At 69.5% G+C, this 26146-nt stretch carries 24 protein-coding genes; 7 read left to right on the forward strand and 17 right to left on the reverse strand.

Annotation, left to right across the window (positions count from 1 at the left end; genetic code table 11):
* Positions 1-268: 268 nt before the first annotated feature.
* Entirely contained in the window at positions 269-1555 is a 1287-nt protein-coding gene (locus DDE23_RS12380; RefSeq protein ID WP_107752060.1) for a homoserine dehydrogenase, read from the reverse strand.
* A gap of 96 nt (positions 1556-1651) precedes the next feature.
* Complete coding sequence (locus tag DDE23_RS12385; RefSeq protein ID WP_107752061.1) at positions 1652-1930, reverse strand: hypothetical protein; 279 nt, start codon at positions 1928-1930, stop codon at positions 1652-1654.
* A 126-nt stretch (positions 1931-2056) separates the two neighbouring features.
* Between DDE23_RS12385 and DDE23_RS12390 the strand changes: the two genes are divergently transcribed.
* Positions 2057-2662: a TetR/AcrR family transcriptional regulator gene (locus DDE23_RS12390; protein WP_107752062.1), complete on the forward strand. Its 606-nt coding sequence runs from the start codon at positions 2057-2059 to the stop codon at positions 2660-2662.
* Positions 2663-2675: 13 nt separating this feature from the next.
* Here the strand turns inward: DDE23_RS12390 and DDE23_RS12395 are convergent, their stop codons facing one another.
* The 9 genes from DDE23_RS12395 to lptF form a co-directional block, all read right to left on the reverse strand.
* Complete coding sequence (locus DDE23_RS12395; RefSeq protein WP_107752063.1) at positions 2676-4538, reverse strand: hypothetical protein; 1863 nt, start codon at positions 4536-4538, stop codon at positions 2676-2678.
* A gap of 7 nt (positions 4539-4545) precedes the next feature.
* Positions 4546-5082: a TadE/TadG family type IV pilus assembly protein gene (locus DDE23_RS12400; protein WP_107752064.1), complete on the reverse strand. Its 537-nt coding sequence runs from the start codon at positions 5080-5082 to the stop codon at positions 4546-4548.
* Positions 5079-6362 (reverse strand): VWA domain-containing protein, encoded by a 1284-nt coding sequence (locus tag DDE23_RS12405; protein WP_107752065.1) that lies wholly within the window; start codon positions 6360-6362, stop codon positions 5079-5081. The genes DDE23_RS12400 and DDE23_RS12405 overlap by 4 nt, the downstream gene beginning before the upstream one ends.
* 221 nt (positions 6363-6583) lie before the next feature.
* On the reverse strand, positions 6584-7420 hold the full coding sequence (gene rsmA / locus DDE23_RS12410; protein ID WP_107752266.1) for a 16S rRNA (adenine(1518)-N(6)/adenine(1519)-N(6))-dimethyltransferase RsmA: 837 nt from the start codon (positions 7418-7420) through the stop codon (positions 6584-6586).
* A gap of 112 nt (positions 7421-7532) precedes the next feature.
* Positions 7533-8492 carry a 4-hydroxythreonine-4-phosphate dehydrogenase PdxA gene (gene pdxA / locus DDE23_RS12415; RefSeq protein ID WP_107752066.1) on the reverse strand — a complete coding sequence of 320 codons (960 nt, stop codon included), beginning with the start codon at positions 8490-8492 and terminating at the stop codon, positions 7533-7535.
* Positions 8492-9745, reverse strand: a complete 1254-nt coding sequence (locus DDE23_RS12420; RefSeq protein ID WP_107752067.1) for a peptidylprolyl isomerase — start codon at positions 9743-9745, stop codon at positions 8492-8494. Before DDE23_RS12420 ends, pdxA begins: the two co-directional genes overlap by 1 nt.
* 73 nt (positions 9746-9818) lie before the next feature.
* A complete protein-coding gene (locus DDE23_RS12425; protein WP_107752068.1) occupies positions 9819-11987 on the reverse strand; it encodes an LPS-assembly protein LptD in 2169 nt (722 codons plus the stop codon).
* An 8-nt stretch (positions 11988-11995) separates the two neighbouring features.
* Positions 11996-13096: an LPS export ABC transporter permease LptG gene (lptG, locus tag DDE23_RS12430; RefSeq protein ID WP_107752069.1), complete on the reverse strand. Its 1101-nt coding sequence runs from the start codon at positions 13094-13096 to the stop codon at positions 11996-11998.
* Positions 13093-14196 carry an LPS export ABC transporter permease LptF gene (gene lptF, locus DDE23_RS12435; protein ID WP_107752070.1) on the reverse strand — a complete coding sequence of 368 codons (1104 nt, stop codon included), beginning with the start codon at positions 14194-14196 and terminating at the stop codon, positions 13093-13095. The genes lptG and lptF overlap by 4 nt, the downstream gene beginning before the upstream one ends.
* A gap of 861 nt (positions 14197-15057) precedes the next feature.
* Between lptF and DDE23_RS12440 the strand changes: the two genes are divergently transcribed.
* Positions 15058-16509, forward strand: a complete 1452-nt coding sequence (locus DDE23_RS12440; protein WP_107752071.1) for a leucyl aminopeptidase — start codon at positions 15058-15060, stop codon at positions 16507-16509.
* A gap of 2 nt (positions 16510-16511) precedes the next feature.
* Positions 16512-16982: a DNA polymerase III subunit chi gene (locus DDE23_RS12445; RefSeq protein ID WP_107752072.1), complete on the forward strand. Its 471-nt coding sequence runs from the start codon at positions 16512-16514 to the stop codon at positions 16980-16982.
* Positions 16983-17248: 266 nt separating this feature from the next.
* On the opposite strand, the gene DDE23_RS12450 is transcribed toward DDE23_RS12445, so the two are convergent.
* Positions 17249-19105 (reverse strand): enoyl-CoA hydratase-related protein, encoded by a 1857-nt coding sequence (locus tag DDE23_RS12450; protein WP_170121846.1) that lies wholly within the window; start codon positions 19103-19105, stop codon positions 17249-17251.
* Positions 19106-19196: 91 nt separating this feature from the next.
* Complete coding sequence (locus tag DDE23_RS12455) at positions 19197-19529, reverse strand: TraR/DksA family transcriptional regulator (RefSeq protein WP_107752074.1); 333 nt, start codon at positions 19527-19529, stop codon at positions 19197-19199.
* Positions 19530-19673: 144 nt separating this feature from the next.
* Between DDE23_RS12455 and DDE23_RS12460 the strand changes: the two genes are divergently transcribed.
* The 4 genes from DDE23_RS12460 to DDE23_RS12475 all read left to right on the forward strand — a co-directional run bounded on the left by DDE23_RS12460 (position 19674) and on the right by DDE23_RS12475 (position 21982).
* On the forward strand, positions 19674-20537 hold the full coding sequence (locus tag DDE23_RS12460; protein ID WP_107752075.1) for an MBL fold metallo-hydrolase: 864 nt from the start codon (positions 19674-19676) through the stop codon (positions 20535-20537).
* Positions 20538-20658: 121 nt separating this feature from the next.
* A complete protein-coding gene (locus DDE23_RS12465; RefSeq protein ID WP_107752076.1) occupies positions 20659-21087 on the forward strand; it encodes a YeeE/YedE family protein in 429 nt (142 codons plus the stop codon).
* A 1-nt stretch (position 21088) separates the two neighbouring features.
* Entirely contained in the window at positions 21089-21529 is a 441-nt protein-coding gene (locus DDE23_RS12470) for a DUF6691 family protein (RefSeq protein WP_107752077.1), read from the forward strand.
* A 27-nt stretch (positions 21530-21556) separates the two neighbouring features.
* The gene (locus tag DDE23_RS12475; RefSeq protein WP_107752078.1) at positions 21557-21982 is read left to right on the forward strand and encodes a protein tyrosine phosphatase family protein; all 426 of its coding nucleotides are present in this window, start codon (positions 21557-21559) and stop codon (positions 21980-21982) included.
* A 309-nt stretch (positions 21983-22291) separates the two neighbouring features.
* Here DDE23_RS12475 and DDE23_RS12480 read toward each other — a convergent pair whose 3' ends face one another.
* From DDE23_RS12480 to DDE23_RS12495, 4 genes are read right to left on the reverse strand one after another with little or no spacing between them, the layout of a single operon-like run.
* A complete protein-coding gene (locus DDE23_RS12480) occupies positions 22292-23353 on the reverse strand; it encodes a TRAP transporter substrate-binding protein (RefSeq protein WP_107752079.1) in 1062 nt (353 codons plus the stop codon).
* 11 nt (positions 23354-23364) lie between these two features.
* A complete protein-coding gene (locus DDE23_RS12485) occupies positions 23365-24897 on the reverse strand; it encodes a TRAP transporter large permease (protein WP_107752080.1) in 1533 nt (510 codons plus the stop codon).
* Positions 24894-25382, reverse strand: coding sequence for a TRAP transporter small permease subunit (locus DDE23_RS12490; RefSeq protein ID WP_238149970.1), 489 nt, complete (start codon positions 25380-25382; stop codon positions 24894-24896). Before DDE23_RS12490 ends, DDE23_RS12485 begins: the two co-directional genes overlap by 4 nt.
* Before the next feature lie 53 nt (positions 25383-25435).
* The gene (locus DDE23_RS12495) at positions 25436-25822 is read right to left on the reverse strand and encodes a YbaN family protein (RefSeq protein ID WP_107752081.1); all 387 of its coding nucleotides are present in this window, start codon (positions 25820-25822) and stop codon (positions 25436-25438) included.
* Positions 25823-26146: the final 324 nt, after the last annotated feature.

Genomic DNA, 26146 nt, shown 5'->3' on the forward strand with positions numbered 1-26146 from the left:
TCTGGGGACTGCATAGCGCGCGAGGGGGGCGGAAACAACGTTGGTGCCGCTAACGACCGGGCAGGCCTGCACGCGGTCCCGCCCGGGATCATCCGGGGCTCTGGTGACAGGCATGCTACGGGGCGGCGGGAAGGTGGGATGAAATCCCACCCTACGGGGCGCGCATCGTGGGGACGGCGCCGGGCCGGGCGGCGAGCGTGTAGGGTGGGATTTCATCCCACCGCGAGGCCAGGGTGCAGGGTGGGATTTCATCCCACCCCAGGCTATGTCACACTTCCTCGATTCTCAGCGCCACCGGCTCGCCCACCAGCACGCCGGTATCGGCGAAACGGGTCAGGGCATGGGCGATGTCGTCGGACGAGGCCTTGTGCGTGACGATCAGCACCGGCGCGTCGGTGCCTTCGTGCGAATACTGGCGCATGCGGGCGATGGAGATGCCGCTTTCGCCCAGAACCGTGGCGATCTTGGCCAGCGCGCCGGGCTTGTCCAGAAGCGTCATGCGCAGATACCAGGGCGCGCCCGCGCTGACCGCGGCGGGGGGGGCTGCGACCAGATCCGCGGCCGGCTGGCCGAAGACCGGCAGGCGGAAGCCGCGGGCGATGTCGATCACGTCGCCCATCACGGCGCTGGCGGTCGGGCCTTCGCCCGCACCCGCGCCACGCAGCACGATCTGGCCGACCATGTCGCCCTCGATCACCACCATGTTGGTGCCGCCCTGCAACTGGCCCAGCGGATGCGTTTCTGGCACCAGGCAAGGCGTCATGCGCTGTTCCAGCCCGCGGCCGGTCATCTGCGCCACGCCCAGCAGCTTGATGGAATAGCCCATGTCGCGCGCCAGCCGGATATCGGCGGTCGAGACCGAACCGATGCCCTGCAGCACCACATTGTCGAAATCCACCTCGGTGCCGAAGGCGATGGCGCTGAGCAGGCTCAGCTTGTGGCCCGCGTCGATGCCGCCCACGTCGAGATTGGGATCGGCTTCCAGATAGCCCAGCTTGCGGGCTTCCTCGAACACCGCGTCATAGGGCAGGCCCGCCGATTCCATCCGGGTGAGGATGTAGTTGCAGGTGCCGTTCATCACGCCCATGACGCGCTTGATCTGGTTGCCCGCCAGCCCTTCGGTCAGGGCCTTGATGACCGGGATGCCGCCCGCCACCGCCGCCTCGAACCGCAGGGAACGGCCCTTCTCCTCGGCCAGGCGCGCCAGGGCGGTGCCGTGCTTGGCCAAGAGCGCCTTGTTGGCGGTGACCACGTCCTTGCCGCTCTTCAGCGCCGTCTCGACCAGCGCCTTGGCCACGCCATTCTCGCCGCCGATCAGTTCGACCACGACATCGACATCCTCGCGCCGCGCCAGCTGGACCGGGTCATCCTCCCAGCCATAGGCCGAGATATCGGCGCCCCGGTTCTTCGACCGCGAATTGGCGCTGACGGCGACGATCTCGACCGGGCGACCGGCGCGGCGGGCGAGCAGCGCGGCATGGGTCTGGACGATCTTGACGACGCCAATGCCAACCGTGCCGAGACCGGCGATGCCAAGACGAAGAGGGGTGGACATACAGCGCTCCGACATGATCCTTCCGCCCGGCGCCGGGCGGTATCGCTGCTGGATTAGCCTGCCGGGGGGCCGGGCGCAATGCGCGGATGCGCGCGCCTAGCGCTCGTCGCGCGACATGGCCGCGGCCCGGCGCAGGAGATCGGCGCGTTCCTGGCTCTCGACCCCGCCGCGCCGCAGCGCCGCGGCCCGCGCCCGCAGCGCCGAGGCCCGCCAGGCCAGCTCACGCGAGGCGGCCTCGCCGCGGGTGGAATCGGCCGCGCCTGCGGTCCGGGCGGCGATCTCGTCGAGCGGCAGCAGCGCCGGCGCCTCGGGCGCGACGGTGCCGCAGCCGGCGAGCAGCAGCGCGGAAAGGGCAAGCGGGGCGAAACGGAGCATCGGGGCCTCGGCCTTGGGGTGCGCCAACCTAGCAAGCGGGCCGGTCGCTGTGAAGGCGCAATGCGGCCGCAACCCTGGCCGGGCGATCCGGGGTTGAATTGAACGGGCGTTCAGTGACAATGGCGCATGGCCCGCAAACCCGGCTCCCGTTCCGAGATCACCGGCCCGCGCCTGCGCGAGGCGGCGTTGCGGCTGTTCGCCCGCGACGGCTACGCGGCGGTGTCGATGCGCCAGATCGCGGCCGAGGTGGGGGTGCAGGCGGGCGCGCTCTATCTCTACACCGCCGACAAGCAGAGCCTGCTCGCGGATCTGATGGCCGATCACCTGGAGGCGCTGCTGGCCGCCTGGGCCGAGGAGGCGCCCGAGGGCGACGCCCGCGCCCGGCTCGATCATTTCGCCCGCTTCCACATCCGGTTTCACGCGGCCCGGGCCGATGCGGTCTTCATCGCCTATATGGAGCTGCGCAACCTCACGCCCGGGAATTTCGCCCGGATCGAGGCGCTGCGCCGCCGCTACGAGACCGAGCTGGAGCAGATCCTCAGGGACGGGCAGGCGGAGGGGTGTTTCGCGCTGCCCGATACCAAGCTGGCGGCCATGGCGCTGATTGCCATGCTGACCGGCGTCAACACCTGGTTCCGCGAGGGCGGGCGCCTCAGCCTGCCGCGGGTCGAGGATATCTATGTCGACATGGTGCTGAAGGCCGCGGGCGCCACCGCGGGCCCGCCCCCCTGAGGGGGCGGGGCGCTCAGCGCGTCCAGCGGTCGATGGTCAGGTTGGTGTTGCAGCTGCCGCGGTTATAGGTGCCGATGAAGATCACGTACTGGCCGCTGGGCGGGTTGGTCATCCGCACGCCCGCGTTCCAGCCGGTGTAATCATCGTTGAAATACCATTGCCCGTTCGGGTCGCGGATAATCAGCGTCGTGTCGCAGGTATAGCCGCTGTTGCCGTCGTTCAGGCGGATCTGCAGGCCGTTGTAGGTCGAGGTGACGTTCTGGTTGTCGTAGTTCAGCACCAGCGAGGGCGAGGCATTGGCATAGCCCCAGCCGCCGGTATTCGGGCAGGACGACAGCGAGGTGCCGCCGCTGGCCTGGCGCTGCATGGTGATGCCGGTGGTCAGATCGGCCCGGGTCATGGTCAGCCAGGGGGCGGCGATGCGGTATTCCGGGCAGCCCGAATAGCGGTTGAAACGATTGTGCGGATCGGCCGTGAGCAGGTTCGCGGCATTGGCGACGAAGGGCGCCGCCGTGCCCGTCCCCACGTTCGAGGCGGTGATCGTCAGGTTGTCGAGCCCCCAGCTTTCATCGCTGATCGCGCTGTCCACGCCGGCCGAGAGTCCCAGCGAGAAGGTCCGGGGCGCGTTGTCGATGGTCAGCGTGACCCGCCAGAGCTGGTCGTTCGAGCCGCCGCCGGCAAAGCTGCTGCCGGTCCGGGTCCGCGTCATCGACACCCGATAGGTGGAATTGCCGATGTATCCGGTGCTGACGCGGGCATTGTCATAGGGGGCCTGCGAGTAGTTGATGAAGGGATCGACCGACAGCGGCACCCCGTTCATCAGGATGGTGAACGTATCGCCGCGCGGCAGGATGTACTGGTTGGCATAGCCGTCCCAGGTGTCGAGGATCAGCAGGTCGAAGGCGATATTGGCCGTGGCATGGTCCGCCTGAAGATCGACGGCGACGGTGACGGGCGTGGTCCAGGTCTCGGTCCCGAAGGGCCCCAGATACGAGCCCGAGGGGCCACCTGCGGTGATGGTGCTGCGCGACAGGCCGCTGGTGACGCCATCGTCGAAGGAATAGGTCCGGTTCGCCACCGGCGGGTTCGTGGGTTCGGGCGTCGGATCGGTCGGATCGGGCAGGCCCTCGTTGCCGCTGCCGGTCCAGGCGATTTCGTAATCGGCTTCCGGGTAGACGGGCTCTTGCCCCTCGAAGTTGATCCAGGGCGCAAAGCGGGGGCGGACCACGACCACCGGGGTGAAGCGCAGCTGACCGACGCCGACCTGCGCGAAGGGTTCCCAGAGCGCGAAGGCCTCGACCAGCAGCAGCGCCTCGCCCGGCAGGACCGGCGGGATGCGGTCGGGCAGGTCCGAGACCGGCATCTGCGCGCCGGCTCCAGCGAAGGTGAAGCTGCCGTCCTCGCCGAACTCGGCCATCAGGGTTTCCAGATCGCCCGCCTGCATCAGCTCGAACGTATCTTCCGGCAGCGCCGAGAGGTCGCGCGTGGCATAGGACCATTGCAGGCGGTTGCGCTCGTTGGCGCTGTCCCAGATCACCGAGGACACGCGCAGCCGGGTCGGGAAGCGCGAATCGATCAGGAAATCGAAGACGTCGTTCAGGCCCTCGATGTAATTCGCGGTGAAGAGGTCGGTCTCGCGCGACATGATGTCGGCGACCGTCTGGGCGGCCATCTGGGCGTGATAGCGGGTCTTGTAGCCGTCATAGAACACCACCGTCGCCGCCAGCGCCCACAGGAGCAGCGGCAAGGTGAGGATCAGCTCGACCGAGACCGAGCCCTGGCTCGCCCCCCGGAAGGCACGGGTCCGGGCCACCAGAGACTCTGCCAGGGCGCGCGGCATCGCCAGAACGCGGGAGAGGGCATCGGAGACACTCATGGGGACCTCACGCGGGTTCATTGGCGAAAGCGGCATGCGAGACAATGTGGTAGCCGCCCGAGCTGTCGGTCGGCATGCCCAGCACCAGCCCGGTCAGGCTGAGGAACGGATCGACCACGGCGCAGACCCGGATCAGCATCAGCTGCTGCAGCCCGGCCGAGGGCGCGAAGCTGAGGACCGGCGAGAGTTCGAGTTCGCGGTTGATGCATTGCGCGGGATCGGCGAGGCCCGACCAGTTCTGTGTGTCGACCGGGCGCAATTCGATGGCGATGGCGTTCTGGCAATCCTGGATCATGAAGGAATTCTCGCAGATCATGTCGCGGAAGCGGCTGAACTGCGCGCCGGTGATATTGCCCAGCCGGACCTGACGCACGGCGATGTCGACCGAGCGGTCCAGGAAGACCTGGCGCAGCATGACCGTGCCGAAGTCGACGGCCGAGAACAGGAACATCAGCACCAGCGGCACGGTGAGCACGAACTCGATCGTGGCGCTGCCGGTCTGGCTGCGCGCAAAGCGCCGCAGGAGGGGGCGACGCGGGCTCACAGCGTCAACCTCAGCGCCTGGGTCTGGATCGAGGCGGTGATGCCGCGGAACACGTCGATGATGCCGTCAGCGGTGGTGTTGAAGTAATGACTGGGCGACGAGGCGCAATCCTGCATCAGCGCGGCGCCGCTGCTCGGGGCCTGATAGGCGATGGCATAGATCAGCACGCCCTGGTCCTTGAGCGCGTCGCAGACGCGTTCTGAATTGAGGTTCTGCACCAGTTCCGGGTAGCGCTCGCCGCAGCAGTTCTGCCCGTCGGTCAGCAGGATCAGGGCGCGGACCACATTGGGTGCGTCCCAGTCATAGGGGCGCCCCTCGAAGACCGGGTTGATCTCGTGATTGGCGATCAGTTCGCTGATGGCGGGGCGGATCGTCGGGTCGAAGAACAGCGCGCCGTACCGGATGCCAAGGTCGATCGAGGTGGTGCCCGAAGCACGCAGATCATTGATATAGGTGGTGGCCAGATCGGGGTCACTGACATAGGGGCGCACCGTGCGCCAGCTGGCGGTGTTGCAATTGGCCCGGTTGGTCAGCAGGTTCAGCGAACCGACGATCTGCGACCACAAAAGCCAGTCGTTGCAGGCGCCGCTGCCCGCCGCGTTCGAGAAATGGTTGAGGAAACCAGCGGGAGGCAGCACCCAGGTGTCATAGGGCACCAGCGTGATGCCGACATCGCCCACTTCCTCGGCGTCGTTCAGCAGGCTGGTGGTCAGCTCGACCGCGGCGTCGCGCATCGCGTCGATCTTGCCCTGACCGTTCATCGATCCCGAGACGTCCAGCACCATGACCAGTTCCACATCGGGCCCGCCCTGAAAGGTCTCGGCCGCCCGCGACGGGGTTATCATGTCGATGCTGTCGACGCCCGCCAGGCTCATGAAGGCCGACGGGATCCGGGCCCGCGGGAAGGCGGTGACGACGCGGCCCTCCTGCGGGTCATCGACGATGGTGAAATTGTTGCCCAGCAGTTCGGAATAGCCATCGGCGGCGAAATAGGCCCGCAAGATCTGTTCGGGCGTCGCGCCCGAGACATTCTCGCGCAGCATGGTCGCCGCCAGCACGGCGCGGTCGGCCGTGCCCTGCAGGCGGATGCGTTCGTTTTCATAGCGCATCATGTCGACGGCAAGCCCGCCGAACAGGATCATCGCCACGAAGACAAAGAGGCTGAAGACCGCCATCGTGCCGTCTTCGGCCCTGGCAAAGATCGCAAGATCGCCTTTCAGGTCCTTGCCCTGCCTGCCCGATCCCGGCGAATGCCGTGGCTGTCCCGTGATGGCGTCCATCGTTCTACCCCGTAACCACCGCGCTTGCGCGGCTTGAAACACAGGGTGTGGTAGCGCGAGGCGATGGCTGAAATGCGGCGCAAGGGGGGCCGAATGTGGCGGTGGAAAGGCAGATCTGCGGGCAATTTGCGCCGGATCGAGAACAAACCGTCCCCGGTATCCGGGCCAATCGCAGGGCTTGTCCGGGTGACGCCCTGAAATTGCTTAAATTTTTAGGATAATCAGCCGAAGTCGCGGGCCAGCGCGCAGAAGGCCTCGAGGTCGATCTCTTCGGCGCGGGCGGTGGGCGCGATTCCCAGCCGTTCGAGACGCGCCTCGATCTGCGGATCGAGCCCCTTCAGCGCCGCCCTGAGCATCTTGCGCCGCTGGTTGAAGGCGGCGGCGACGACCCGTTCCAGGGTCTTTGCGGAGGCGGGAAAGCGCGGCTCGGGCAGGGCGGTCAGATGCACCACGGCCGAGTCGATCTTGGGCGGCGGGGTGAAGGCGCCGGGCGGCAGGGTCAGCACGATCCGCGCCTCGGTCCGCCATTGCGCCAGAAGCGCGAGGCGGCCGTAGGCCTTGCTGCCGGGGCGGGCGACGATGCGCTCGGCCACTTCCTTCTGGAACATCAGCGTGAGCGTGGTCCAGACGGGCGGCCAGGACGGCGGGGTCAGCCAGCGCACCAGCAATTCGGTGCCGACGTTATAGGGAAGGTTGGCTACCACCTTGATCGGCGGGGTCAGGTGCTGAAGGGGATCGACCTGCAGCGCGTCGCCGCCGATCACTTCCAGCCGGCCGGGATAGGCGGCGGCGATCTCGGCCAGGGCGGGCAGGCAGCGGGCGTCCTTCTCGATGGCCAGCACCCGGCGCGCGCCCTCGGCCAGAAGGCCTCGGGTCAGTCCGCCGGGGCCGGGCCCGACCTCCAGCACGTCCGAACCGCTCAGGTCACCGGCCGCCCGGGCGATGCGCGAGGTCAGGTTCAGATCCAGCAGGAAGTTCTGCCCCAGCGCCTTGCGGGCGTCGAGGCCATGCGCCGCGATCACCTCGCGCAGGGGGGGGAGATTGTCGATCTGGGCCATGCCGACCGGATGCGGCAAAACGCGGCGCATGGCAAGGGGGATGGGGGCGGTGCGTGCGAGCACGCACCCTACCGCCCGTAGGGTGCGTGGTTCCACGCACCGTGCGGCCCCCTCAGGTCCGGGCCAGCGCCATGTCCCAGGCCATGACCATGGCCGCCCGCATCGAGGCAGGATCGGCCAGCCCGCGGCCCGCGATGTCATAGGCCGTGCCGTGATCGGGCGAGGTGCGCACGAAGGGCAGGCCCAGCGTCACATTGACCCCGCCCGCGAAGTCGATGGTCTTGATCGGGATCAGCGCCTGATCGTGATACATGCAGAGCGCCGCGTCATAGCGCGCCCGGGCCGCCGGATGGAACATCGTATCGGCGGGCAGGGGGCCGGTGATCTGCATTCCGGCGTGCTGATAGCGGCGGATCAGGGGGGCGATGAAATCCAGCTCCTCGCGCCCCATGGCGCCGCCTTCGCCCGCATGCGGGTTCAGCCCGGCCAGCGCCAGCCGCGGCTCGGCCAGTCCGAAGTCGCGTTGCAGCGCCGCATGGGTGATCTCGATCGAGCGCGACAGCAAGTCGGGGGTCAGCGCCCGGGGAACCTCGGCCAGCGGGATGTGGATGGTGACCGGCACCACCCGCAGCTCGGGACAGGCGAGCATCATCACCACCTCGGCCCCGCCCGCCAGATGGGCGAGGAATTCGGTATGGCCGGGGAAGGCGAAACCGGCGCCGTCCTTCAGGGCCTTCTTGTTGATGGGCGCGGTGACCACGGCGGAGCACTCGCCCGCCTGTACCAGCGCCACCGCCCGCTCGATCGCGGCGATGGTGCCGGCGGCATTGGCCGGATCGGGCCGGCCGGGCCGGGCGGGCGCGGCGAAGGTCAGGGGCAGCACGGCCAGCACGCCCCCGGGCACCGGCTGGGCCGGGTCATCGACCGCCTGCCAGCGCGTGCCCTCGGGAAGGTGGCGCGGATCGCCGATCCAGACCATCGGCGCCGGGGCCCCGTCGCGGGCGATGCGGGCCGCCAGTTCCGGCCCGATCCCCGAGGGATCGCCCGAGGTGACGGCGAGGGGCGCGGGCATCACGGATACCGGATGTCGGCCTCGGCCCTGAGCCGTTGCAGATAGACCATCGCCTGCCCCTCGAGCGCCCGGTTGATGAGGCCCTCGCGCACCTGCGCCCGCGGAGGGATATTCTCGCCGGAAATGGTCCGGGCGCAGAGCATCAGCACCATCAGGGCGTTGTCCTGCACCAGATTGGCGCTGATCTGGCCGGGGTTGAGGCGCTCAAGCTCGGTCCGCACGGCGCTGGAAAGGCTGGTCAGCGGCTGGGTGAGGTGCTGGACGGCATCGGTCGGCAGTTCAGGCGCCTCGCGCAGGACACGGGCGTCGAAATCGACGCAGCTGTCGGTCCCCTCGCGGATCCGGGCGATGCGGGCGAGGTTGGTCTCGCTGCGGCCGCCGGGCAGCATCGCCATGCGGTAATCGAGCTCCGTCGCCTCGGCCGAGACGGCGCGGGAATCGCGGCGCGCGCGCAGCTGGAAGAAGGCATAGGCGCCGGGCATCTCCATCGGACCGATCACCGTACCGGGCGCGGCGCTGGAAAAGGCAGTGGCCAGTTCCGGCGGCAGGCCGCCCAGGTCGATCCAGCGCTCGACGCGCCCGCCACTGGTGGCCGAGGGCGCGGCCGAGACCTGACGCGCGGCATTGGCGAATTCGGTCTCGGTGCGGATGCGCTGCACCTGCGGGATGATCCGCGACACCTGTTCGGCGAATTGCGGGTCCGAGGGCAGGAAAATCTCCGAGATCAGCACCTCGGTCGAGGGCTGCACGCCTTCGACCGACAGCGCCTGGTCGATCTGGGCGTCGGAAATGGTGATGGTCCGGCCATAGACCGCCACCACCAGTTCGCGCCAGAGGACGCCCGAGCGGATGAAGCTTTCGAAGGTCTCGCGGTCGATCCCGGCCTGGGCCATCCGCTCGATCATCTCGTCGGCGGTGATGTTGGCGCGGGCGGCGAATTCGTTCATCCCGGCGGTGACCTGATCGGGCGTCAGGCGTCCGCCCAGCCGCGCGGCCTCCTGCATTTGCAGACGGTCCTCGATCAGGCGCTCGATGGCACGCTCGCGCGGGTTGTCGCCCTGGGCGCCAATGAACTCCAGAAACCGCATCTTCTGGGTGATGTCGTAATTGGTGATCGCGTCGTCGTTGACATAGAGCGCCGCCGCGAAGGGCGATTGCGCCCGCGCCGGGGTCGCCGTCAGCGGCGCGGTCAGGGCCGAGCCCAGCACCAGGGCCGCGGCAAGGAGGGCAGGGCGGAAAAGCGAAGCTCGCATCGCAGAGGTCTTTCTGTTCGTCGTGCCGTGCCTCCGGCCTAGCGGGTCGGAAGGCGGATGAAAAGGGGGCGGCTCAGGTCCGGCAGGTGCGGCCGCCAGTGCTGGGCGCGCGTCCGCCGATACCCAGAAGCTCGATCCTGAGGTCGAAGCGGGTCGAGGCCGAGGGGTTCGTCGCCGTCACGAAATGCCGTGCAAGCGTCATGTCGAGGGACAGGCATTCGTTGCTGAAGGTAAAGCCGGTGCGCGCGGCGGCAAAGATGTTCTGGCCGAAATCGTAATCCCAGCCGACCGTGGTGGCCCAGCCGCTGTCAAACCGGCGGGTCACGTCGACCGACCATTCGGCCAGATCGACGGCGCGGTCCTCGAAGGTGCTGGCGGGCAGGTACAGATAGGTCGTCGACAGCCGGGTCCGGTCCCAGTGCCAGGCAAGATTGGTCTCGGCCCGGCGCAGCGCGGTGTTGTCGGGGTCGAGCAAGAGGCGCGCGGTCAGGCTGAGCCCGTCGTTGTTGCTGAGCCGTCCGGCCAGCAGCCAGTCCGAGCTGATGCCGCCCAGGGGCTGTTCGTGCAGCGGGTCGAAGCCCGGAAGCGGCGCGCGGCGCCAGATATGGCCGATCAGCGTCTCCGAGGTCCAGCCACTGGGGTCGTGGCGGGCCCAGCGCAGGCCCGCGTTGATGCGGCTGCCGTCGTCGGGCGCGTCCTCGCCCGAATAGCGGGTCAGGGCAAAGAGGTTGCCCGCGTCCAGTTCCGGCATCGTATGGTCGTCGTTGGGCAGGGCGCCGCCCCGGCGCTGGGCGCCGATCACCTGCATGACGGGTTCGATCACATGCCGCACCCCGCTGTCCGAGACCCGGGCCAGGGGCCAGCGAAGCTCGACCATGCCTTGCAGCACGCGGCGGTTCACCGGGTCGGGATAGGTCGCATCATCCGAGACCCGCACATGGTCGATCCGGCCCTGAAGCGCGCCGGTGGCGACGATGCCGCCCGCCATGATGACGCTGCGCCGCCAGCCCAGCGCCAGATGCGCCCGCGCCACGTCGCGCCCGGCGATGCCGTCCATCGAGGATTGCCGCCAGAAGGCGCGCGCGCCCAGATCGACCGTCAGATCGCCGCCGCCGACGCCGTGATGCTGTTCCAGCGTGGCCTCGGTTACCGCGTTGGGCAGCCGGTCGTTTACATCCGCCGCGCGCAGCGAATAGAAGCCCAGCAGCCGCAGCCGCGCCGCCTGGTCGCGGGTGATCCGCTCCAGCGTCGCATGGCCGTGCAGCCGCGCATTGTCGGCGATGTTGTAGGTCTCGAGATAGGTCCGGTCCGAGGCCGCCAGCAGGTCGGCGGTCAGCGTCCAGTGGTTGCCAAGTGCGAAAAGCGCCCGGACATAGCCATAGCCCCGCAGGTTGTCGGTGACGATGCCGTCATGCGAGATCTGGCCGCCCAGTTCGATCCCGCCGTTCTGCCGCGCCATGCGCCAGCGGAACCCCAGCGAGACCATGCCGTTGGTCGAGGCCCGAGGCGTCAGGGTCAGGTCCTGGCTGTCGCCCAGCGGCATGAAATAGGGCAGGCCGATCGACAGGCCCAGCTGGCTGTCGAGGCTGATCTCGGGACGCAGCAGGCCCGGGGCCCGGGTCACGCCCGGCGCAGGCAGGTTGAGGCGGGGCGCATAGAAGATCGGCACCCCGGCAAAGCGGAACTGCGCGCGTTCGAATTCCAGCCGACCCGTGGTCTCGTCATGGCGCACGCGCTGGGCGCGGATCTCCCACAACGGCGTCGGGTTCGAGGCGCAGACCGGGCAGCTCGAGGCAATGACCGCATCCATCTGGCTGATGCCGTTGGTGCCGCGCTCGATCCGGGCGGCCGAGATCTGCATCTGCTGGTCCAGCACCACCCGCGCGCCGGTGACGATCCCGGCCCTGAGCGAGGGCGCAAGCTGGGCCGCATCCGCCAGCACAACCTGGTCGGGGCCGTTGCTGAGGGTGATGGGACCGGCAATCTCCAGCGTGTCGCGGCGCCGGTCGAAGACCACGCGCCCGGCAGTCAGGCGAATCGAGCCGTGCCAGACCTCGACCGCGCCTTCGGCCACCAGACGCCCGGCGCTGTCGACGAAGACCTGATCGGCCATCAGCGTGGCCGGCTGCGTCTGCGCCAGCGCAGGCAGGGGAAGAGTGACAAGCAGGCCGAGACCGGCCGCGGTCAGTTGCGACCGGGTCGCCTCCGCGATCCTGCTCAGGGCTTGCCTGATCTGCGCCATGCCTGTCCCTATCCGTCCTCCAGATGAAGCAATACCCCAAGCGCAAGCAGCATGGAAGCTATCGGTGGTGTCCAAATCGCCAAGGACAACGGTATTTGGCCATTCTCCCCCAGAACCTGCGCGAAATTCCGCAGAAAGAACAGGGCAAAACCGGCCAGAACCGTGAGCAGGATGCGGATGCCCGCACCGCCTGCGCGCGTGTGCCTGAAACACAACACCGCCCCCACCATCAGCATTGCCGCCATCAGCATCGGCAGCGCCAGCTCCGCCTGGAACTGCGCCCGGTGCGGGCGCGACGACAGTCCCGCCCGATCCAGCGCCCGGATGAAGCCCGGCAGGTCCCAGACGCTGAGCGTGCCCGCGCGCGAGAAGCTCTCGCGGATCCGCTCGCCGGTCAGGTCGCTTTCCATCTCCAGCGAGAGATAGGTCTGGGCGTCGCGCTCGGGATTGCCGGCGGAAAGGTCCCAGCGCTTGGCCTCGGTCAACAGCCACCGCCCCGGCACCAGCCGCGCGCTCTCGGCCTCGATGCGGATCAGGGGCACGCCGGTGTCACGCTCGAACAGCAGGAACGAAACGTTGCGAAAGCCCAGCCCGTCAGGCTCGACCGATTGCGCCCGGATCACCGTCTGGCCGCGCTCGTCACCCTGCCGCATCCAGAGGGCCGAGCCCTCGAGGCTGATCTGCGCCTGCTGGTCGGGGCTCTGCAGGGCGGCAAGCCGCGCCTGATAGGCCCGCGTCGCCGCCGCCGCCAGGGGGTTCAGCGCCGCCACCGTCAGCGCCCCGAACAGGAGCGTGGCCAGAAAGGGCTCGCGCAGCATCCGCATGGCGCTGCGCCCCGCCGAGCGGATCACCACCAGTTCCGAGGACCGCGCAAGGCCCAGAAACAGCGCCATCGAGGACAGGATCACCAGCAGCGGCAGGATCTGATAGAAGGTCGCGGGCACCCGCAGCATCGAGAGCCAGACGATCTCGCGCATCGGCGTCTCGCTGCCGCCGAAGCGGCGCATCATCTCGACCACTTCGAAAAGCAGCAGCATGCCGAAGAAGACCGCGCCGATCAGCGCGAAGCTCAACGCCAGACGGCGGACGAGGTACAGGCCCAGCGTCATGGCTTCACCCGCCGCCGCCGGGTGGCCCAGCCGATCAGGCCCATGGATGCCGCCACCGCCAGCGCCAGCGGGATCGCTCCCAGCCAGGCGAGGCTCGCCTGCCGCATGGCCGGACCGGCCAGCGCATTGGTCAAGGATTGCACCAGCGCCATCAGGACCACCGCCAGCACGATCTCCTTCCAGAAGCCGAGGCGGCTGAACCCGCCCGCCATCAGCGCCGAAAAGCCGATCAGCGCCGCCGCCACCGCCGCGAACCCGTCGACGAAGCGCGAGACCAGCTCGAAGCGGAACTGCGCCTCGCTGGCCCGCGTCTCGGCCAGCAGGGCGGGGGTGGGGGACATGAGTTCGGAGGAAGTCAGCTCCTGCACCGAGCGTCCGCGCCCGGCGGGCCCGGCCATCGAGCTGAGGTCATAGGTGAAATCGCCAAACCCGGTGACCGACAGCCGCCCGCTGCGCTGGTCATGGACCTGCGCCTGCCCGTCGATCATCACCAGCTTCGGCCCCGTCGCCTCGGGGACGATCAGGGCGGTGCGGGCGGTGTAATCGATGCGCTGCAACTGGCTGCGGGCGTCGGACAGATAGATGCCGCGCATCGTGCCGTCCTCGGTGATCTCGTTGATGAAAAAGGTGATTCCCTCGGCCGGATGCTGGAAGACGCCGTCCTGCAACAGGCTGGCGGTCAGGTTCTGCGCCACCTCGACCTGGCGGCGCGCCAGTTCCGCCCGGGCCTCGGGGATCAGGAAATGCATGAGCAGCGTCAGGAAGGCGGTGACGATCAGACCGAAGACGACAACCGGCCGGGCGATGCGGAAGGGCGAGATCCCGGCCGCCTGCAAGACCGACATCTCGCTGTTGCGCAACAGGCCCAGCGTGACATAGGTCGCGGCGACGAAGGCCGAGATCGGCAGCACGGTGCGGATCAGCATCGGCAGGCTGAGCGCGGTGAACTCGAGGAACACCGACATCGGCTGGCCGTCCGAGATCAGCTGATCGAACAGCCGCACAGCCCGGTTCACCCAGTAGACCGAGACCAGCACCAGCGAGAAAAAGCCGAACACCCACAGGAGTTGCGCCAGAATATAGCGATCCAGCCGCGTCACGCGCGCCCCTTCCAAAGCTCCAAGTCGCGGCAATCTAGACGCTTTCCCCTGCCGGGGGAACCGCGATTTCCGTGGCCCGGGGCGGGGCGCGGTGGGAGGGGGCGGAACCGGGGGGCCAGCCCCCCTGACCCCCCGGGATATTGGGGGAACAAAGAAGGGGCAAGCGGTGGACCGTCCGGGGCCCGGCGCAGCGCGGGACCTGCGCGCCGGGGATTGCGCCGAGCGGGCGAGACGGCTGTCGGGCGCGGGATCGTCGGGGCTGGCATGTCCGCGCCGTCGCCCGGGCGAAGCCGATCCGGCAGGCGGTGTCCGAGGCGGCAGGGAGCAAGGACCATCAGCCGCAGGATACCTGACCTGCGGGCCGGCATTCCGGGTGTCAGAGGGTGTCAGAGGCTTGGCGCCCCGTTGCGGTGACCTGGTCAACCGGCGGATTGGGGAAAGCGCCCCGGCCAGCCGTCCGCCGCCAGATCGCCCCGCCTTGCCCTGATCCAGCCGGGCATCCGGCGCCCCTCCAGAAAGGTGACGCCGGTCCCGGACGGCGAGACCGTCGCGGCGGGCCGGAGCGGTCGACAGGTGCCCCCGCCACCGCGTTTGCCTTTCAATAAGGTTAATGCGGCGCGGCGCCCCGGTTCCAGCCAGACGAACAACGGCATGCCTGCCGCCCACCTCCACCGCCCGGGCCCGCCCTGAGGCAGATCCCCGCTCTCCCGCGACGCGCCCCGCCCCCCATCTTCGTTCCTCAAATATCCCGGGGGTCCGGGGGCTGGCCCCCGGTTCCCCGGCCGCCCCGTGGCGCCCGCCCCCTTGGCTTCCCCCGCCCGCGCGCCTAGGGTTCGCCCGACCGAGCCCGAGGAGACAGCCATGGCCCCGCCCGCGATCCGCTTTTCCGCCCCCGATCCCGCCGCCCTCGCCGCGCATGACGGGCTGATCGTCGCCTTCGCCGATCTCGCCCTCGATGCCGAGGCCCGGCGCCTCGACCGGCTGATGCGGGGGGCGCTCGCCCGGGTGGTCACCGCCGAGGGCTGGGAGGGGCTGGCACCGGGCGAAGGGCTGGCGCTGGCCTTTCCTGCGGGGCTCAAGGCCGCCGCGGTCCTGCTGGTCAAGCTGCCGAAAAAGGCCGAGGCCGCAATCCTGCGCAAGGCGGGCGCGACCATCGGCAAGGCGCTGAAACCGGCGGGGGCGCTGGTCCTCGCACGGGCGCTGCGCGGCCTCGCGCCGCTGGTCGAGGGGGCGGCGCTCAGGGCCTATGGCTATGCCCGCCGGGCCGAGGCACCGAAGGCCCCCGGGGCGATCGCGTTCCAGGTCGCCGATCCCGCGGCGGCCGAGGCGGAATGCGCCACGGCCCTGACCCTGGCCGAGGCCGTGCATTTCACCCGCGATCTGGTCAACGATCCGGCCAATATCCTGACCACCACCGAATTCGCCGCCCGGCTGGAGGCGATGCGCGATCTCGGCCTCACGGTCGAGGTGCTGGACGAGCCGCAGCTCGAGGAACTCGGCATGCGGGCGCTCTTGGGCGTGGGGCAGGGGTCCGAGAGCCCGTCCAAGGTCGTGGTCATGGAATGGAAGGGCGCCGAGGGGGCGCCGCTGGCTCTGGTCGGCAAGGGCGTGGTTTTCGACACCGGCGGCATCTCGATCAAGCCCGCGGGCGGGATGGAGGAGATGATCGCCGACATGGGGGGCGCCGCGGTGGTGGCGGGGACCATGCGGGCGCTGGCCGCGCGCAAGGCACGCGCGCATGTCGTGGGCCTTGTGGGCCTCGTCGAGAACATGCCCGACGGCAAGGCGCAACGGCCGGGGGATGTTGTCACCTCCATGAAGGGCGACACGATCGAGATCATCAACACCGACGCCGAGGGGCGGCTCGTCTTGGCCGATGTCCTCTGGTACGCGCAGGAACGGTTCCAGCCCGCGGCGATGATCGACCTTGCCACGCTGACCGGGGCCTGTGTGGTGGCGCTGGGGGCCGAGAATGCCGGGGTCTTCTCGAACGACGATCCGCTCTGCGAGGCGCTGCTGAAAGCGGGCGCCGATCAGGGCGAGGGCGTCTGGCGCCTGCCGCTGGGGCCGGGCTATGACAAGCTGATCAAGAGCACCATGGCCGATATGAAGAACACCGGCGGGCGCTATGGCGGGGCCATCACCGCGGCGCAGTTCCTGCAACGCTTCGTCAAGAAGGGTCAGCCCTGGGTGCATCTCGACATCGCAGGCGTGGCCTATACCGCGGCCGAGACGGATTTCGCGCCGAAAGGGGCCTCGGGCTGGGGCGTCAGGACGCTCGACGCGCTGGTCCGGGCAAGGTTCGAGGGCTGAGGATGGCCGTCGCCCGCTTCTATCACCTGACGCGCGACCCGGTGGAGGCGCTGCTGCCGCAGCTGATCGGCAAGGCGCAGGAGATCGGGCTCAAGGTGGCGCTGCGGGGCGTGGACCGTGGACGGATGGAGGCGCTGGACCGGCTGTTGTGGCTGGGCGAGGGCTTCTTGCCGCATGGCATGGCGGGCGGGCCGCATGACGGGGACCAGCCCTGCCTGCTGGTCTGGACGGCCGAGACGGTGGCGGCGCTGCCGAACCGGCCGGGCTGTCTGGTGACGCTGGACGGGGCCGAGGTCGGCGCGGAGGAGGCGCAGGCGGTCGACCGGCTTTGCGTCGTTTTCGACGGCATGGATGAGGCGGCCGTGGCCCGGGCCCGGGATCAATGGCGGGCGCTGACCGGGGCCGGGGTGGCGGCGGAATACTGGAGCCGCGAGTCCGGGCGCTGGGAATGCAAGGCGAAGCACCCGAAGTGAGGGGGCAGCCAAGGTGCGTGCCAGCACGCACCCTACGGCGGGATGGGGGCGACCCGTAGGGTGCGTGCTGGCACGCACCGGGCCCCGGCGCCGGAACCGGCAATGGCATGCCGAACGACAAGGTCTCCCGGCCCGAGCTTGACGGCTGCCGGATGTCGGAGCGCCGATCCCGCGCTGTGAGGGAGCAGGGCGAAGCACGCGATGTGGCGCGTCGGTGCCGGAGGGGGCCCGTAGGGTGGGATTTCATCCCACCGTCGTGCCCCCGCTCACGCCGGAGTCGTCTCGTTCAGATCGGCGAAACGCCAGCCGCGGCGGATCATCTCGTCAAGGATCGGCTCGGGCGTCCAGAGGTCGGGATCCAGCGCCGCGGCGATGCGCAAGTCGTGGCGCAGCACCATCGGCCCCAGCGCATCGGCCTCGGCCATCGGCCCGCCGCGCCAGTGCGGCCAGCCCGCGCCCATCACCAGCGCCAGATCCAGATCCGAGGGCCTGAGCGCCCGCCCGGCCGCCAGCAGCCGCATCCCCTCGTTCACCACCGCCAGCAGGACCAGCCGGTCGAGGGGCAGAGGCAGATCCGCGCGGTCCTCGGCCGCCTGACCCTCGGCCAGACCCTGCGGCAGGATCTCGACCGCGGCCAGCGCCTCGGGACGGGCGCCGAGCGCCCGCAGCCGGGCGGCGGCACGGGCGGCGGCGCGGATCAGGGGGGTCAGCACCGGCCCCTCCTGCACCCGCAGCGCGGTCATCCGCACTTGCAGCGCCAGCGCCGTGAGGGGCGCCCGCACCGGCGCCGTTTCCGGGCCCCGCTCGACCAGTTCGCACAGCCGCACCGGCCGGGTCGGCGCGGGCAGCAGCGCCAGCGCCCGCTCGGGATGGGCGAGACCCGCCAGCCACTCCGAGGCCGGCTCCCAGGCGGCGAGCGGCACATTGGCCGGCAGCGCCGCCTCCAGCCAGGCCAGATGCGCCGCATCGGCCAGCGCCACAGCCGGCGGTTGATCGGGGTCGAGCCGCAGCCGCCCGGCGACGCGGGTCCAGTCCTCCTCGGCCTCGGCCTGGGTCAGGCGCCCGGCGCGGACCTGGGCGAATTGCGCCTCGGCCACCCGTTCCAGCGTCGCGGCCAGCGTCTCGCGGTCGCGGCCCATGACCAGCACGCTCACCCCCTCCCGCAAGAGGATCGGCACCAGCCGGGCGGCGGTCGGCGCGTCCAGCGCCAGGCAGACGGCGCCATCGACCGGGCGCGGTTCGGGTTCCTGCGCGCGGCGGGCGGCGAGGGCGACATGGGCCAGCATCCGCGCCTCGGGGCGCAGGGTGGCGTCCTCGGCCCGGGCCCGGTCGAAGGCCAAAGCCTGTTCCGGCGGCAAAAGCTGCGCCGCCTCCAGCGCGTCGAGCAGCCAGAGGTCGGGCAGGCGGTGCGACGGCAGGGGGGCGGGGAGGGCGGCGCGGGCCTCGGCCAGCGCCCCGGCAAAACCGGCGGGGTCGTCAAGCCCGGGGCGGGCGCGGCTGCGCGGCGCCGGGACGAGGTCGAGCACCCGGGCGATGGCGGCGGCAACCGGGTCGTCCACGACGGCCTCGACCAGGCCCGCCGCCAGGGCGTTCCGGGCGCCCATCGCCCGGCCGCCGATCAGCGTGAGCGCCGGTCCCGCGCCGACCCGCCAGGCCAGCCGCACCGCCGCCCCGCCCGGGGGCAGTCGGCCGAGCCGCGCCTCGGGGCAGAGGAACACCGTGCCCGGCGCGGCGATCCGCGCCTCGGCCGCCAGCGCCAGGGCCAGCCCGCCTGACGCCACGCGCCCGCTCAGCGCCGCGACCACGGGCTTCGCCGCGCCCTCGATCCGGTCGCAAAGATCGGCCAGCGCCGCCATCACCGGCGGCAGGGTCTGCGGATCGGGGCCGGGCAGCGGCAGATCGGCGAAGGCTCCGGCGCAGAACCCCTGCGCGCCGCCGGTCAGCACCACGCCCGTGATGACGGGATCGGTCAGAACCGCCTCCAGCGCCGCCGCCAGATCACCGACCAGGGCCGGGCTCATCCGGTTGCCGTCCGGCCCGTTCAGGCGCAGCACCGCCACCCCCTCGCGATCGCGGCGCTGCACGAGGCCCGGGGCGGCGAGCGGGGCATTCTGGCGGTTCACGGCGTCTCCTGACGGCTTTTTCGCCATTAGACGAAACGTCAGCGGCTACCGCAACACTTCAGGGGGTATTTTCCGCCCGCGCCGCCCGGTTTCAGGGCGCGCAATCGCGACAGAAGGGCGTCGCGGGCAGGACCTCCAGCCGTTCGTCGGAAATCCGCGTGCCGCAGGTGACGCAAAAGCCGTATTCGCCCTCGCCCAGCCGTTTCAGCGCGGCGAGGATGGCGCGCAGCTCCTGCTTGCCCTCGTCGCCCAGCGAGGTCAGCACCTCGTCATTCTCGCGCTCGGTCGCCAGGTCCTCCCAGTCGCGGGACTGGTGCGACATCAGCTCGTCCTCGATCCCGTGCAGGCGCGAATCGAGTTCGGCCAGACGGGCCACCAGACGCCCCTTGTGATGCGACAATTCCTTGGCAGTGAACGCGGACATCGGGCTTCTCCTCTGAGCTTGCGGCGTTAGACTGGCATGACGCGCAGAATCCTGCATGATCCATGTCAAATATTCACATTCAAATCTTGTAATGTGAATCCCGACCTGTATATTACATGCAGCAAACGGAATGTGGAGATCCCCATGCAACCCGAAGTCTATGGCTTCTTCGACGAAGCGACCTTCACCATCACCTATGTTGTGCGTGACCCGTCCAGCAGCAAGTGCGCCATCGTCGATTCGGTGCTGGATTTCGACTATGCCTCGGGGCGGACCGATACCCGTTCGGCCGACGCGGTGATCTCTTTCGTGAAAGAGAGGGGGTTCGAGGTCGAGTGGCTGCTGGAAAGCCATGTCCACGCCGACCACCTCTCGGCCGCGCCCTATATCCAGGAGCAGCTGGGCGGCAAGATCGGCATCGGCGAGAACATCACCGTGGTGCAGAACACCTTCGGCAAGGTGTTCAACGAGGGGACCGAGTTCCAGCGTGACGGCTCGCAATTCGACCGGCTGTTCAAGGAGGGCGACAGCTTCCACATCGGCCAGCTGCGGGGCGATGTTCTGCACACGCCCGGCCATACGCCCGCCTGCCTGACCTATGTGGTGGGCGATGCGGCCTTTGTCGGCGACACGCTCTTCATGCCCGATTTCGGCACCGCGCGCTGCGACTTCCCCGGCGGCTCGGCCGAGACGCTCTACCAGTCGATCCAGAAGATCCTGGCGCTGCCCGAGGCGACCCGCATCTTCGTCGGCCATGATTACAAGGCCCCGGGGCGCGACGAATACGCATGGGAAACCACGGTGGCCGAGCAGAAGGCCTTCAACATCCACGTGGGCGCGGGCAAACCGGCCGATGAATTCGTCTCGATGCGGACCCAGCGGGATTCGACGCTGGCCATGCCGCGGCTCATCATCCCCTCGCTGCAGGTCAACATGCGCGCGGGCCAGATGCCGCCGGCCGAGGATAACGGGATCAGCTATCTGAAGGTGCCGGTCAACGGGATCTGACGACAGGCGGGGCAGGGGGCGGCAGCGTCCCCGGCCCGACCCGCGCGGCACGCCCGCGGCAAACCCCCATGCCAAACCACCAGATGCCCCCGCAAAACGGGCACGGAAACGGGAAATCATCATGCAAATCGACTGGATTTGGGGCCTCGCCGGAGGTCTCATGATCGGCTCTGCGGCGGCCTTCTACCTTCTGGTGAACGGCCGCATCATGGGCGCCTCGGGCATCGTCGGCGGCCTTGTGGACCGCACCGGCTGGAGCACCTGGGCCGAGCGCCTGTCCTTCGTCGCGGGGCTGGCGCTGATGCCGGCGCTGCTGAAGCCGCTCTTCACCGCCCCGGTCGCGACCCATATCACCGACAACATGCCGGCCGTGGTGCTGGCGGGGTTGCTGGTCGGCGTGGGGACGCGGCTGGCCAATGGCTGCACCTCGGGGCACGGCGTCTGTGGCATCTCGCGCTTCTCGCTGCGCGGCATCGCCGCCACCATCTTCTACCTCGTCGCCGGCGGCCTGGCCGTCATCGTCTTCCGCCATCTCTTCGGGTCCATCTGACATGCTGCGCAACATCACCTCTCTGATCGCCGGCAGCCTGTTCGGCGCGGGCCTCCTTGTCTCGGGCATGACTGACACCACCAAGGTGCAGGGCTGGCTCGACATCTTCGGCGACTGGGATCCGACGCTCGCCTTCGTGCTGGGCGGGGCCATCCTGCCGATGATGCTGGCCTGGGCCGTGGCCGCGCGCCGCGCCCGCTCGCTGCTGGGCAGCGACCTGCCCGGCAAACCCAAGGCCGAGATCGACCGCAACCTGATGATCGGTTCGCTGATGTTCGGCGCGGGCTGGGGGCTTGTCGGGCTCTGCCCCGGCCCGGCCATGGCCTCGATCAGCTGGGGCGGCGTCGGCGGCGCGGTCTTCCTCGTGTCGATGTTTGCCGGTATGTATGTGGCCCCGGCCTTCCGCCTGCGCTTCAACGCCATGGCCCAGGCCCTCGGCTGACCCAGACCCAGACAGGACGCGCCCGCCATGGATATCCGCCCGCTCACCGACAGCTACGGCGTCACCCCGCAGATCACCCCCGAGGACCTTTCCGCGATCAAGGCGGCGGGCTACCGGACGGTGATCTGCAACCGCCCCGACCCCGAGATCCCCGAGGATCTGCACGCCGAGACGATGCGCGCGGCGGTCGAGGCGGCGGGCCTGCGCTTCGTGGTGAACCCGGTCTTTCCCGGCCAGCTGACGATGGAGAATGTCGAGATCCAGCGCGACACGATCGACGAAGCCGAAGGTCCGGTCCTGGCCTATTGCGCCTCGGGCAACCGCTCGTCCATCGTCTGGGCGCTGGCCAATGCGGGCCGGGTGCCCACGGATGACCTGATCGCGGCGGCGGGCAAATACGGCTACCAGCTGGCGCAGTTCCGCGGGATGATCGACCAGCTCGCCGGGCAATGAAGCATGCGGGGGGCCAGCCCCCAGAGACGCAAGAGGCGGGGGGCTGCTCGCCCCCCGCACCCCCTCGCCAAAGGGGACCCTCGGGGCCCCCTTTGGAAACCCCCGAGGATATTTAGAGAACAAAGATGAAGATTAAGAGGGCGTTATGCCGCCTTCTTTGCGCTGCAAATATCCTCGGGGGTGAGGGCCGCCCGGACGAGGCGCCAGTGGCGCGTCGTCAGGCCCGAACGCCCGGAGCGGATGCGGAGGGCCGGACCAGGCCGTCAGGCCAAGAGGGGGGCAGACGGCCCCCCTCCTTCTTTTTCCGGCTCAGCGCGCCGCCAGGTAGCGGCCGACGAAGGCGTTGGCATAGGGGATCGCGCCCGCCTCGAAGGCCTCGTAGCTTTCCAGCACCCGCGCCGCATCGGCCGAGGCCGCGCGCTGTTCTTCCTTGACCTCGGCCCAGGCGGTTTTCATCGCCGCGACCACGTCCTCCGGGAAGGCGAGGAATTCGACGCCCGCCTCGGTCAGCTGCTGCATGGCGCCGACGTTGAAATAGTCGAACTGGCCCAGCGTCTCCATCGACGCCTGCATGGCCGCCGCCTCGACGATGGCTTTCAGGTCGTCGGCGAGCCCGGCCCAGACTTCAGTATTGACCACCACTTGCAGCGCCGCGCCCGGTTCGGCGAAGGCGGGGGTGTAGCACAGGTTGGTGATGCGCTGCAGGCCGAAGGCCTGATCCAGCAGCGGCCCGACCCATTCGGCCGCGTCGATGGCGCCCGATTGCAGCGACTGGAAGATCTCGGTCGCGGGCATCAGGATGGCGTTGACGCCCAGCTTGCGCATCATCTCGCCGCCGAGGCCGGCGATGCGCATGTTGAGGCCCTGCAGGTCCGCCAGCGACTCGATGCGGGTCTTGAACCAGCCGCCTGCCTGGGTGCCCGAATTGCCCGAATAGAAGGGCTTGAGGTTGCGCTCGGCATAGATCTCGTCCCAGATCTGCTGGCCGCCGCCCCATTTCAGCCAGGCGTAATGCTCGTTCGCCGTCAGGCCGAAGGGCACGCCGGTGAACCAATGCGCCGCCGCCGTCTTCGAGGCGGCGTAATAGGGCGTGCCATGGCCGATGGGGGCGTTGCCCGCCTGCACCGCATCCTCGACCGCGAAAGGCGGCACCAGTTCGCCCGCGCCGAAGACCTCGATCACGATCCGCCCGGCGGACAGCGTCTCGACCAGTTCGGCGAAGCGCGTGGCATTGGTGCCGACGCCCGGCGCCGGTTTCGGGAAGGACGAGGGCATGGCCCATTCGATCCGCTCCTGCGCCAGCGCAGGGGTGGCGAGGCCGCCCGCGGCAGCGAGACCGGCGCCGCCCTTCAGGAAGGTTCTGCGTTCCATGGAAATCCTCCTCAGTTGAACATCTGGTGGGGTAGCCAGGTGGCCAGCCCCGGGAACAGGTAGACCATGGCCAGCGCCAGGATCTGAATGAGAACAAAGGGCACCACGCCGCGATAGATGTCCAGTGTCGTGATCTGCGGTGGTGCCACGGACCGGAAATAGAAGAGCGCGAAGCCGAAGGGCGGGGTCAGGAACGAGGTCTGCAGGTTCATCGCCATCAGGACCGCGAACCAGACGGGCGAGATGTCACCGGCCAGCACCGCCGGGCCCAGCAGCGGCACGACGATATAGATGATCTCGATGGCTTCCAGGATGAAACCCAGCAGGAAGACGATGACCATGACGGCCAGCAGCGCCCCCATCTCGCCGCCCGGGAATTCGCGGGTCAGATGCTCGACGGCGCGTTCGCCGCCAAAGCCGCGGAACACCAGCGACAGCATGGAGGCGGCGATGACGATGCCGAAGACCATGCCCGAGATCTTGATCGTCTCGACCATCGCGCCGCCCAGCATCCGGCCCCGGGTCAGCCGCCAGATCGCCACCAGCACGCCCGCGGCGAGCAGCAGCGCCGCGGCGACCGACGCCGCCTCGCCCAGCCCGCTGCGGCCGACGCCCGCCACTTTCAGCGCCACCAGTGCGAAGGCGGCAAGCCCGGCGATGCCGATCACCGCCCGCTCCCAGCGCTGCGCGGTGGTGGCGAAGGCGGCCATCAGCCCGGCGCCGACCGCGCCCAGCCCCGCGGCCTCGGTCGCGGTGGCGATGCCGCCGAGGATGGAGCCCAGAACGGCGAGGATCAGCAAGAGCGGCGGCAGGAAGGTGAATACGACCTCGGTGGCGGCGACCGGCTGGCGCTCGCCGACCCGTTTGGCCCGGCCCGGGCGCAGCGTGACCAGCAGCCACAGCGCATAGAGCCCGACCAGCAGCAGCCCCGGCACCAGGGCACCGGCGAAAAGGTCGGCCACGGACACCGGATCCGGCGCGAAATTGCCGCGCCGCTGCTGGGCCTCCAGATAGGTGTTGCCGATCTGGTCGCCCAGCAGCACCAGAAGGATCGAGGGCGGGATGATCTGCCCCAGCGTGCCCGAGGCGCAGATCAACCCCGCCGCCTGCCGCTTCGGTACGCCCGAGTCCAGCATCGGCGTCAGGGCGATCATCACCAGCATGACGATGGTGGCGCCGATGATGCCGGTCGAGGCGGCGATGATGGTGCTGAAGGCCAGCACCGACAGCGCCATCCCCAGCGGCGAGCCTCCCAGCAGGCGCGCCAGCACCCTCAGCATCCGCTCGGCGAGATTGGCGCGCTCCAGAAAGACGCCCATCAGCACGAAGAGGGGGACCGCCATCAGCAGCGTATTGGCCATGATCCCCTGCACCCGGGACGGGAAATTGGCCAGGAAATCAAGGTTGAAGAGCCCGAATTGCGCCGCACCCACCGCCAGGACGAAGGGCACGCCGGCAATCGCCAGCATGGCCGGAATGCCCGACAGGATCCCGGCAAAGAGCCCGGCGAACAGCACGAGCAGCATGATTTCCTGCCCGCTCATGCGCCGCGCTTCTCGAAAAGGGCGGCGAGGCCCTGGACGATCATCAGCGCCGCCGCGACCGGCAGCGCCGTCTTGACCAGATAGAGCCCGCCAAGGCCGCCGGGCGTGGTCGAGCCCTCGCCGATCGACCAGGAAAAGGCGATGTCGCCCCAGCCCGCCCAGAGGATCAGGCCGAAGACCGGCGTCAGGAACAGCGCCCAGGCCAGCGCATCGGCGCGGCGCAGATAGCCGGGCGGCAGGCGCTCGGACAGGACCTCGACCCGGACATGGCCGCCCCGCGCATGGCACAGCGGCACGGCCAGAATCAGGAAGACCGCGAAGGCATAGGAGGCGAGGTCCTGCATCTTGATCGAGCCGGTGCCGAAGCCGTAGCGCAGCACGACATTGACCAGCACCATCAGCACCAATGTCGCCCCCGCAAGGCAGGCCAGCGCCAGCGTCAGCCGGTCGAGCAGCCGGGCAAGTCTCAGGAATTGCTGGATCAAGAGGGTCCCCCGCCGAAATCAGGGTGCCACGAAACGCCGCCCCGGGGCCGGTGTCAAGGACCGGAGCCCGGCTTGGCGCCGCGGCCCGGGTTCGGCCGGGTCAGGATGAAGAGCGTGACGGCGCCCAGCGTCGCGGCCTGGATCCACAGGACGCGGGCCGGGAGCTGCAGCGCCAGGCTGAGGCCGAAGGTGGCGGCGATAGCGATCATGGCCAGCGTCTTGGCCCGGGGCGAGATCGCGCCCTCGACCCGCCAGTCGCGGATCGGCGGGCCGAGCCGGGGATGGCCGAGCAGCCAGGCCTCGAGCCGCGGCGAGGAGCGGGCGAAGCAGAAGGCCGCCAGCAGCAGGAAGGGCGTGGTCGGCAGCAGCGGCAGCACGATCCCCACCACGCCCAGAAGCAGCGCCAGCCCGCCCGCCGCCATCCACAGAACCCTGACCATCTCGCCTCCGCTGCTGTCGGGGGCAACATAGCCCGCCGCCCTGGGACGGAAAGGGGGCCTGCGCCAATGCCGCAGGAGGCGGGGGGCCAGCCCCCCGCGCCCCCCGCCAAAGGGGACCCTCGGGCCCCCTTTGGAAACCCCCGAGGATATTTGGAGAACAAAGATGAAGATCAAGAGGGCGTTAAGCCGCCTTCTTTGCGCGTCAAATATCCTCGGGGGTGAGGGCCGCCCGGACGAGGCGCCAGTGGCGCGTCGTCAGGCCCGAACGCCCGAAGCGCGAGCGGAGGGCCGGACCAGGCCGTCAGGCCAAGAGGAGGGCGGACG

The organism is Pararhodobacter aggregans, from assembly GCF_003075525.1.
GTDB classification, from domain to species: domain Bacteria; phylum Pseudomonadota; class Alphaproteobacteria; order Rhodobacterales; family Rhodobacteraceae; genus Pararhodobacter; species Pararhodobacter aggregans.

Excerpts from the sequence above, each read along its gene's own strand:
- lptG (WP_107752069.1), bottom strand. The coding sequence starts at position 13,096 with ATGACGCTGGGCCTGTACCTCGTCCGCCGTCTGGCGTTGAGCTTCGCG.
- pdxA (WP_107752066.1), bottom strand. The coding sequence starts at position 8,492 with ATGCCCGCGCCCCTCGCCGTCACCTCGGGCGATCCCTCGGGGATCGGG.
- DDE23_RS12455 (WP_107752074.1), bottom strand. The coding sequence starts at position 19,529 with ATGTCCGCGTTCACTGCCAAGGAATTGTCGCATCACAAGGGGCGTCTG.
- DDE23_RS12465 (WP_107752076.1), top strand. The coding sequence starts at position 20,659 with ATGCAAATCGACTGGATTTGGGGCCTCGCCGGAGGTCTCATGATCGGC.
- DDE23_RS12495 (WP_107752081.1), bottom strand. The coding sequence starts at position 25,822 with ATGGTCAGGGTTCTGTGGATGGCGGCGGGCGGGCTGGCGCTGCTTCTG.
- DDE23_RS12425 (WP_107752068.1), bottom strand. The coding sequence starts at position 11,987 with ATGGCGCAGATCAGGCAAGCCCTGAGCAGGATCGCGGAGGCGACCCGG.
- DDE23_RS12460 (WP_107752075.1), top strand. The coding sequence starts at position 19,674 with ATGCAACCCGAAGTCTATGGCTTCTTCGACGAAGCGACCTTCACCATC.
- DDE23_RS12445 (WP_107752072.1), top strand. The coding sequence starts at position 16,512 with ATGGCCGTCGCCCGCTTCTATCACCTGACGCGCGACCCGGTGGAGGCG.
- DDE23_RS12485 (WP_107752080.1), bottom strand. The coding sequence starts at position 24,897 with ATGAGCGGGCAGGAAATCATGCTGCTCGTGCTGTTCGCCGGGCTCTTT.
- DDE23_RS12480 (WP_107752079.1), bottom strand. The coding sequence starts at position 23,353 with ATGGAACGCAGAACCTTCCTGAAGGGCGGCGCCGGTCTCGCTGCCGCG.
- DDE23_RS12390 (WP_107752062.1), top strand. The coding sequence starts at position 2,057 with ATGGCCCGCAAACCCGGCTCCCGTTCCGAGATCACCGGCCCGCGCCTG.
- DDE23_RS12475 (WP_107752078.1), top strand. The coding sequence starts at position 21,557 with ATGGATATCCGCCCGCTCACCGACAGCTACGGCGTCACCCCGCAGATC.
- DDE23_RS12405 (WP_107752065.1), bottom strand. The coding sequence starts at position 6,362 with ATGGACGCCATCACGGGACAGCCACGGCATTCGCCGGGATCGGGCAGG.
- DDE23_RS12470 (WP_107752077.1), top strand. The coding sequence starts at position 21,089 with ATGCTGCGCAACATCACCTCTCTGATCGCCGGCAGCCTGTTCGGCGCG.
- DDE23_RS12385 (WP_107752061.1), bottom strand. The coding sequence starts at position 1,930 with ATGCTCCGTTTCGCCCCGCTTGCCCTTTCCGCGCTGCTGCTCGCCGGC.
- rsmA (WP_107752266.1), bottom strand. The coding sequence starts at position 7,420 with ATGGCCCAGATCGACAATCTCCCCCCCCTGCGCGAGGTGATCGCGGCG.
- DDE23_RS12440 (WP_107752071.1), top strand. The coding sequence starts at position 15,058 with ATGGCCCCGCCCGCGATCCGCTTTTCCGCCCCCGATCCCGCCGCCCTC.
- DDE23_RS12380 (WP_107752060.1), bottom strand. The coding sequence starts at position 1,555 with ATGTCCACCCCTCTTCGTCTTGGCATCGCCGGTCTCGGCACGGTTGGC.
- DDE23_RS12395 (WP_107752063.1), bottom strand. The coding sequence starts at position 4,538 with ATGAGTGTCTCCGATGCCCTCTCCCGCGTTCTGGCGATGCCGCGCGCC.
- DDE23_RS12420 (WP_107752067.1), bottom strand. The coding sequence starts at position 9,745 with ATGCGAGCTTCGCTTTTCCGCCCTGCCCTCCTTGCCGCGGCCCTGGTG.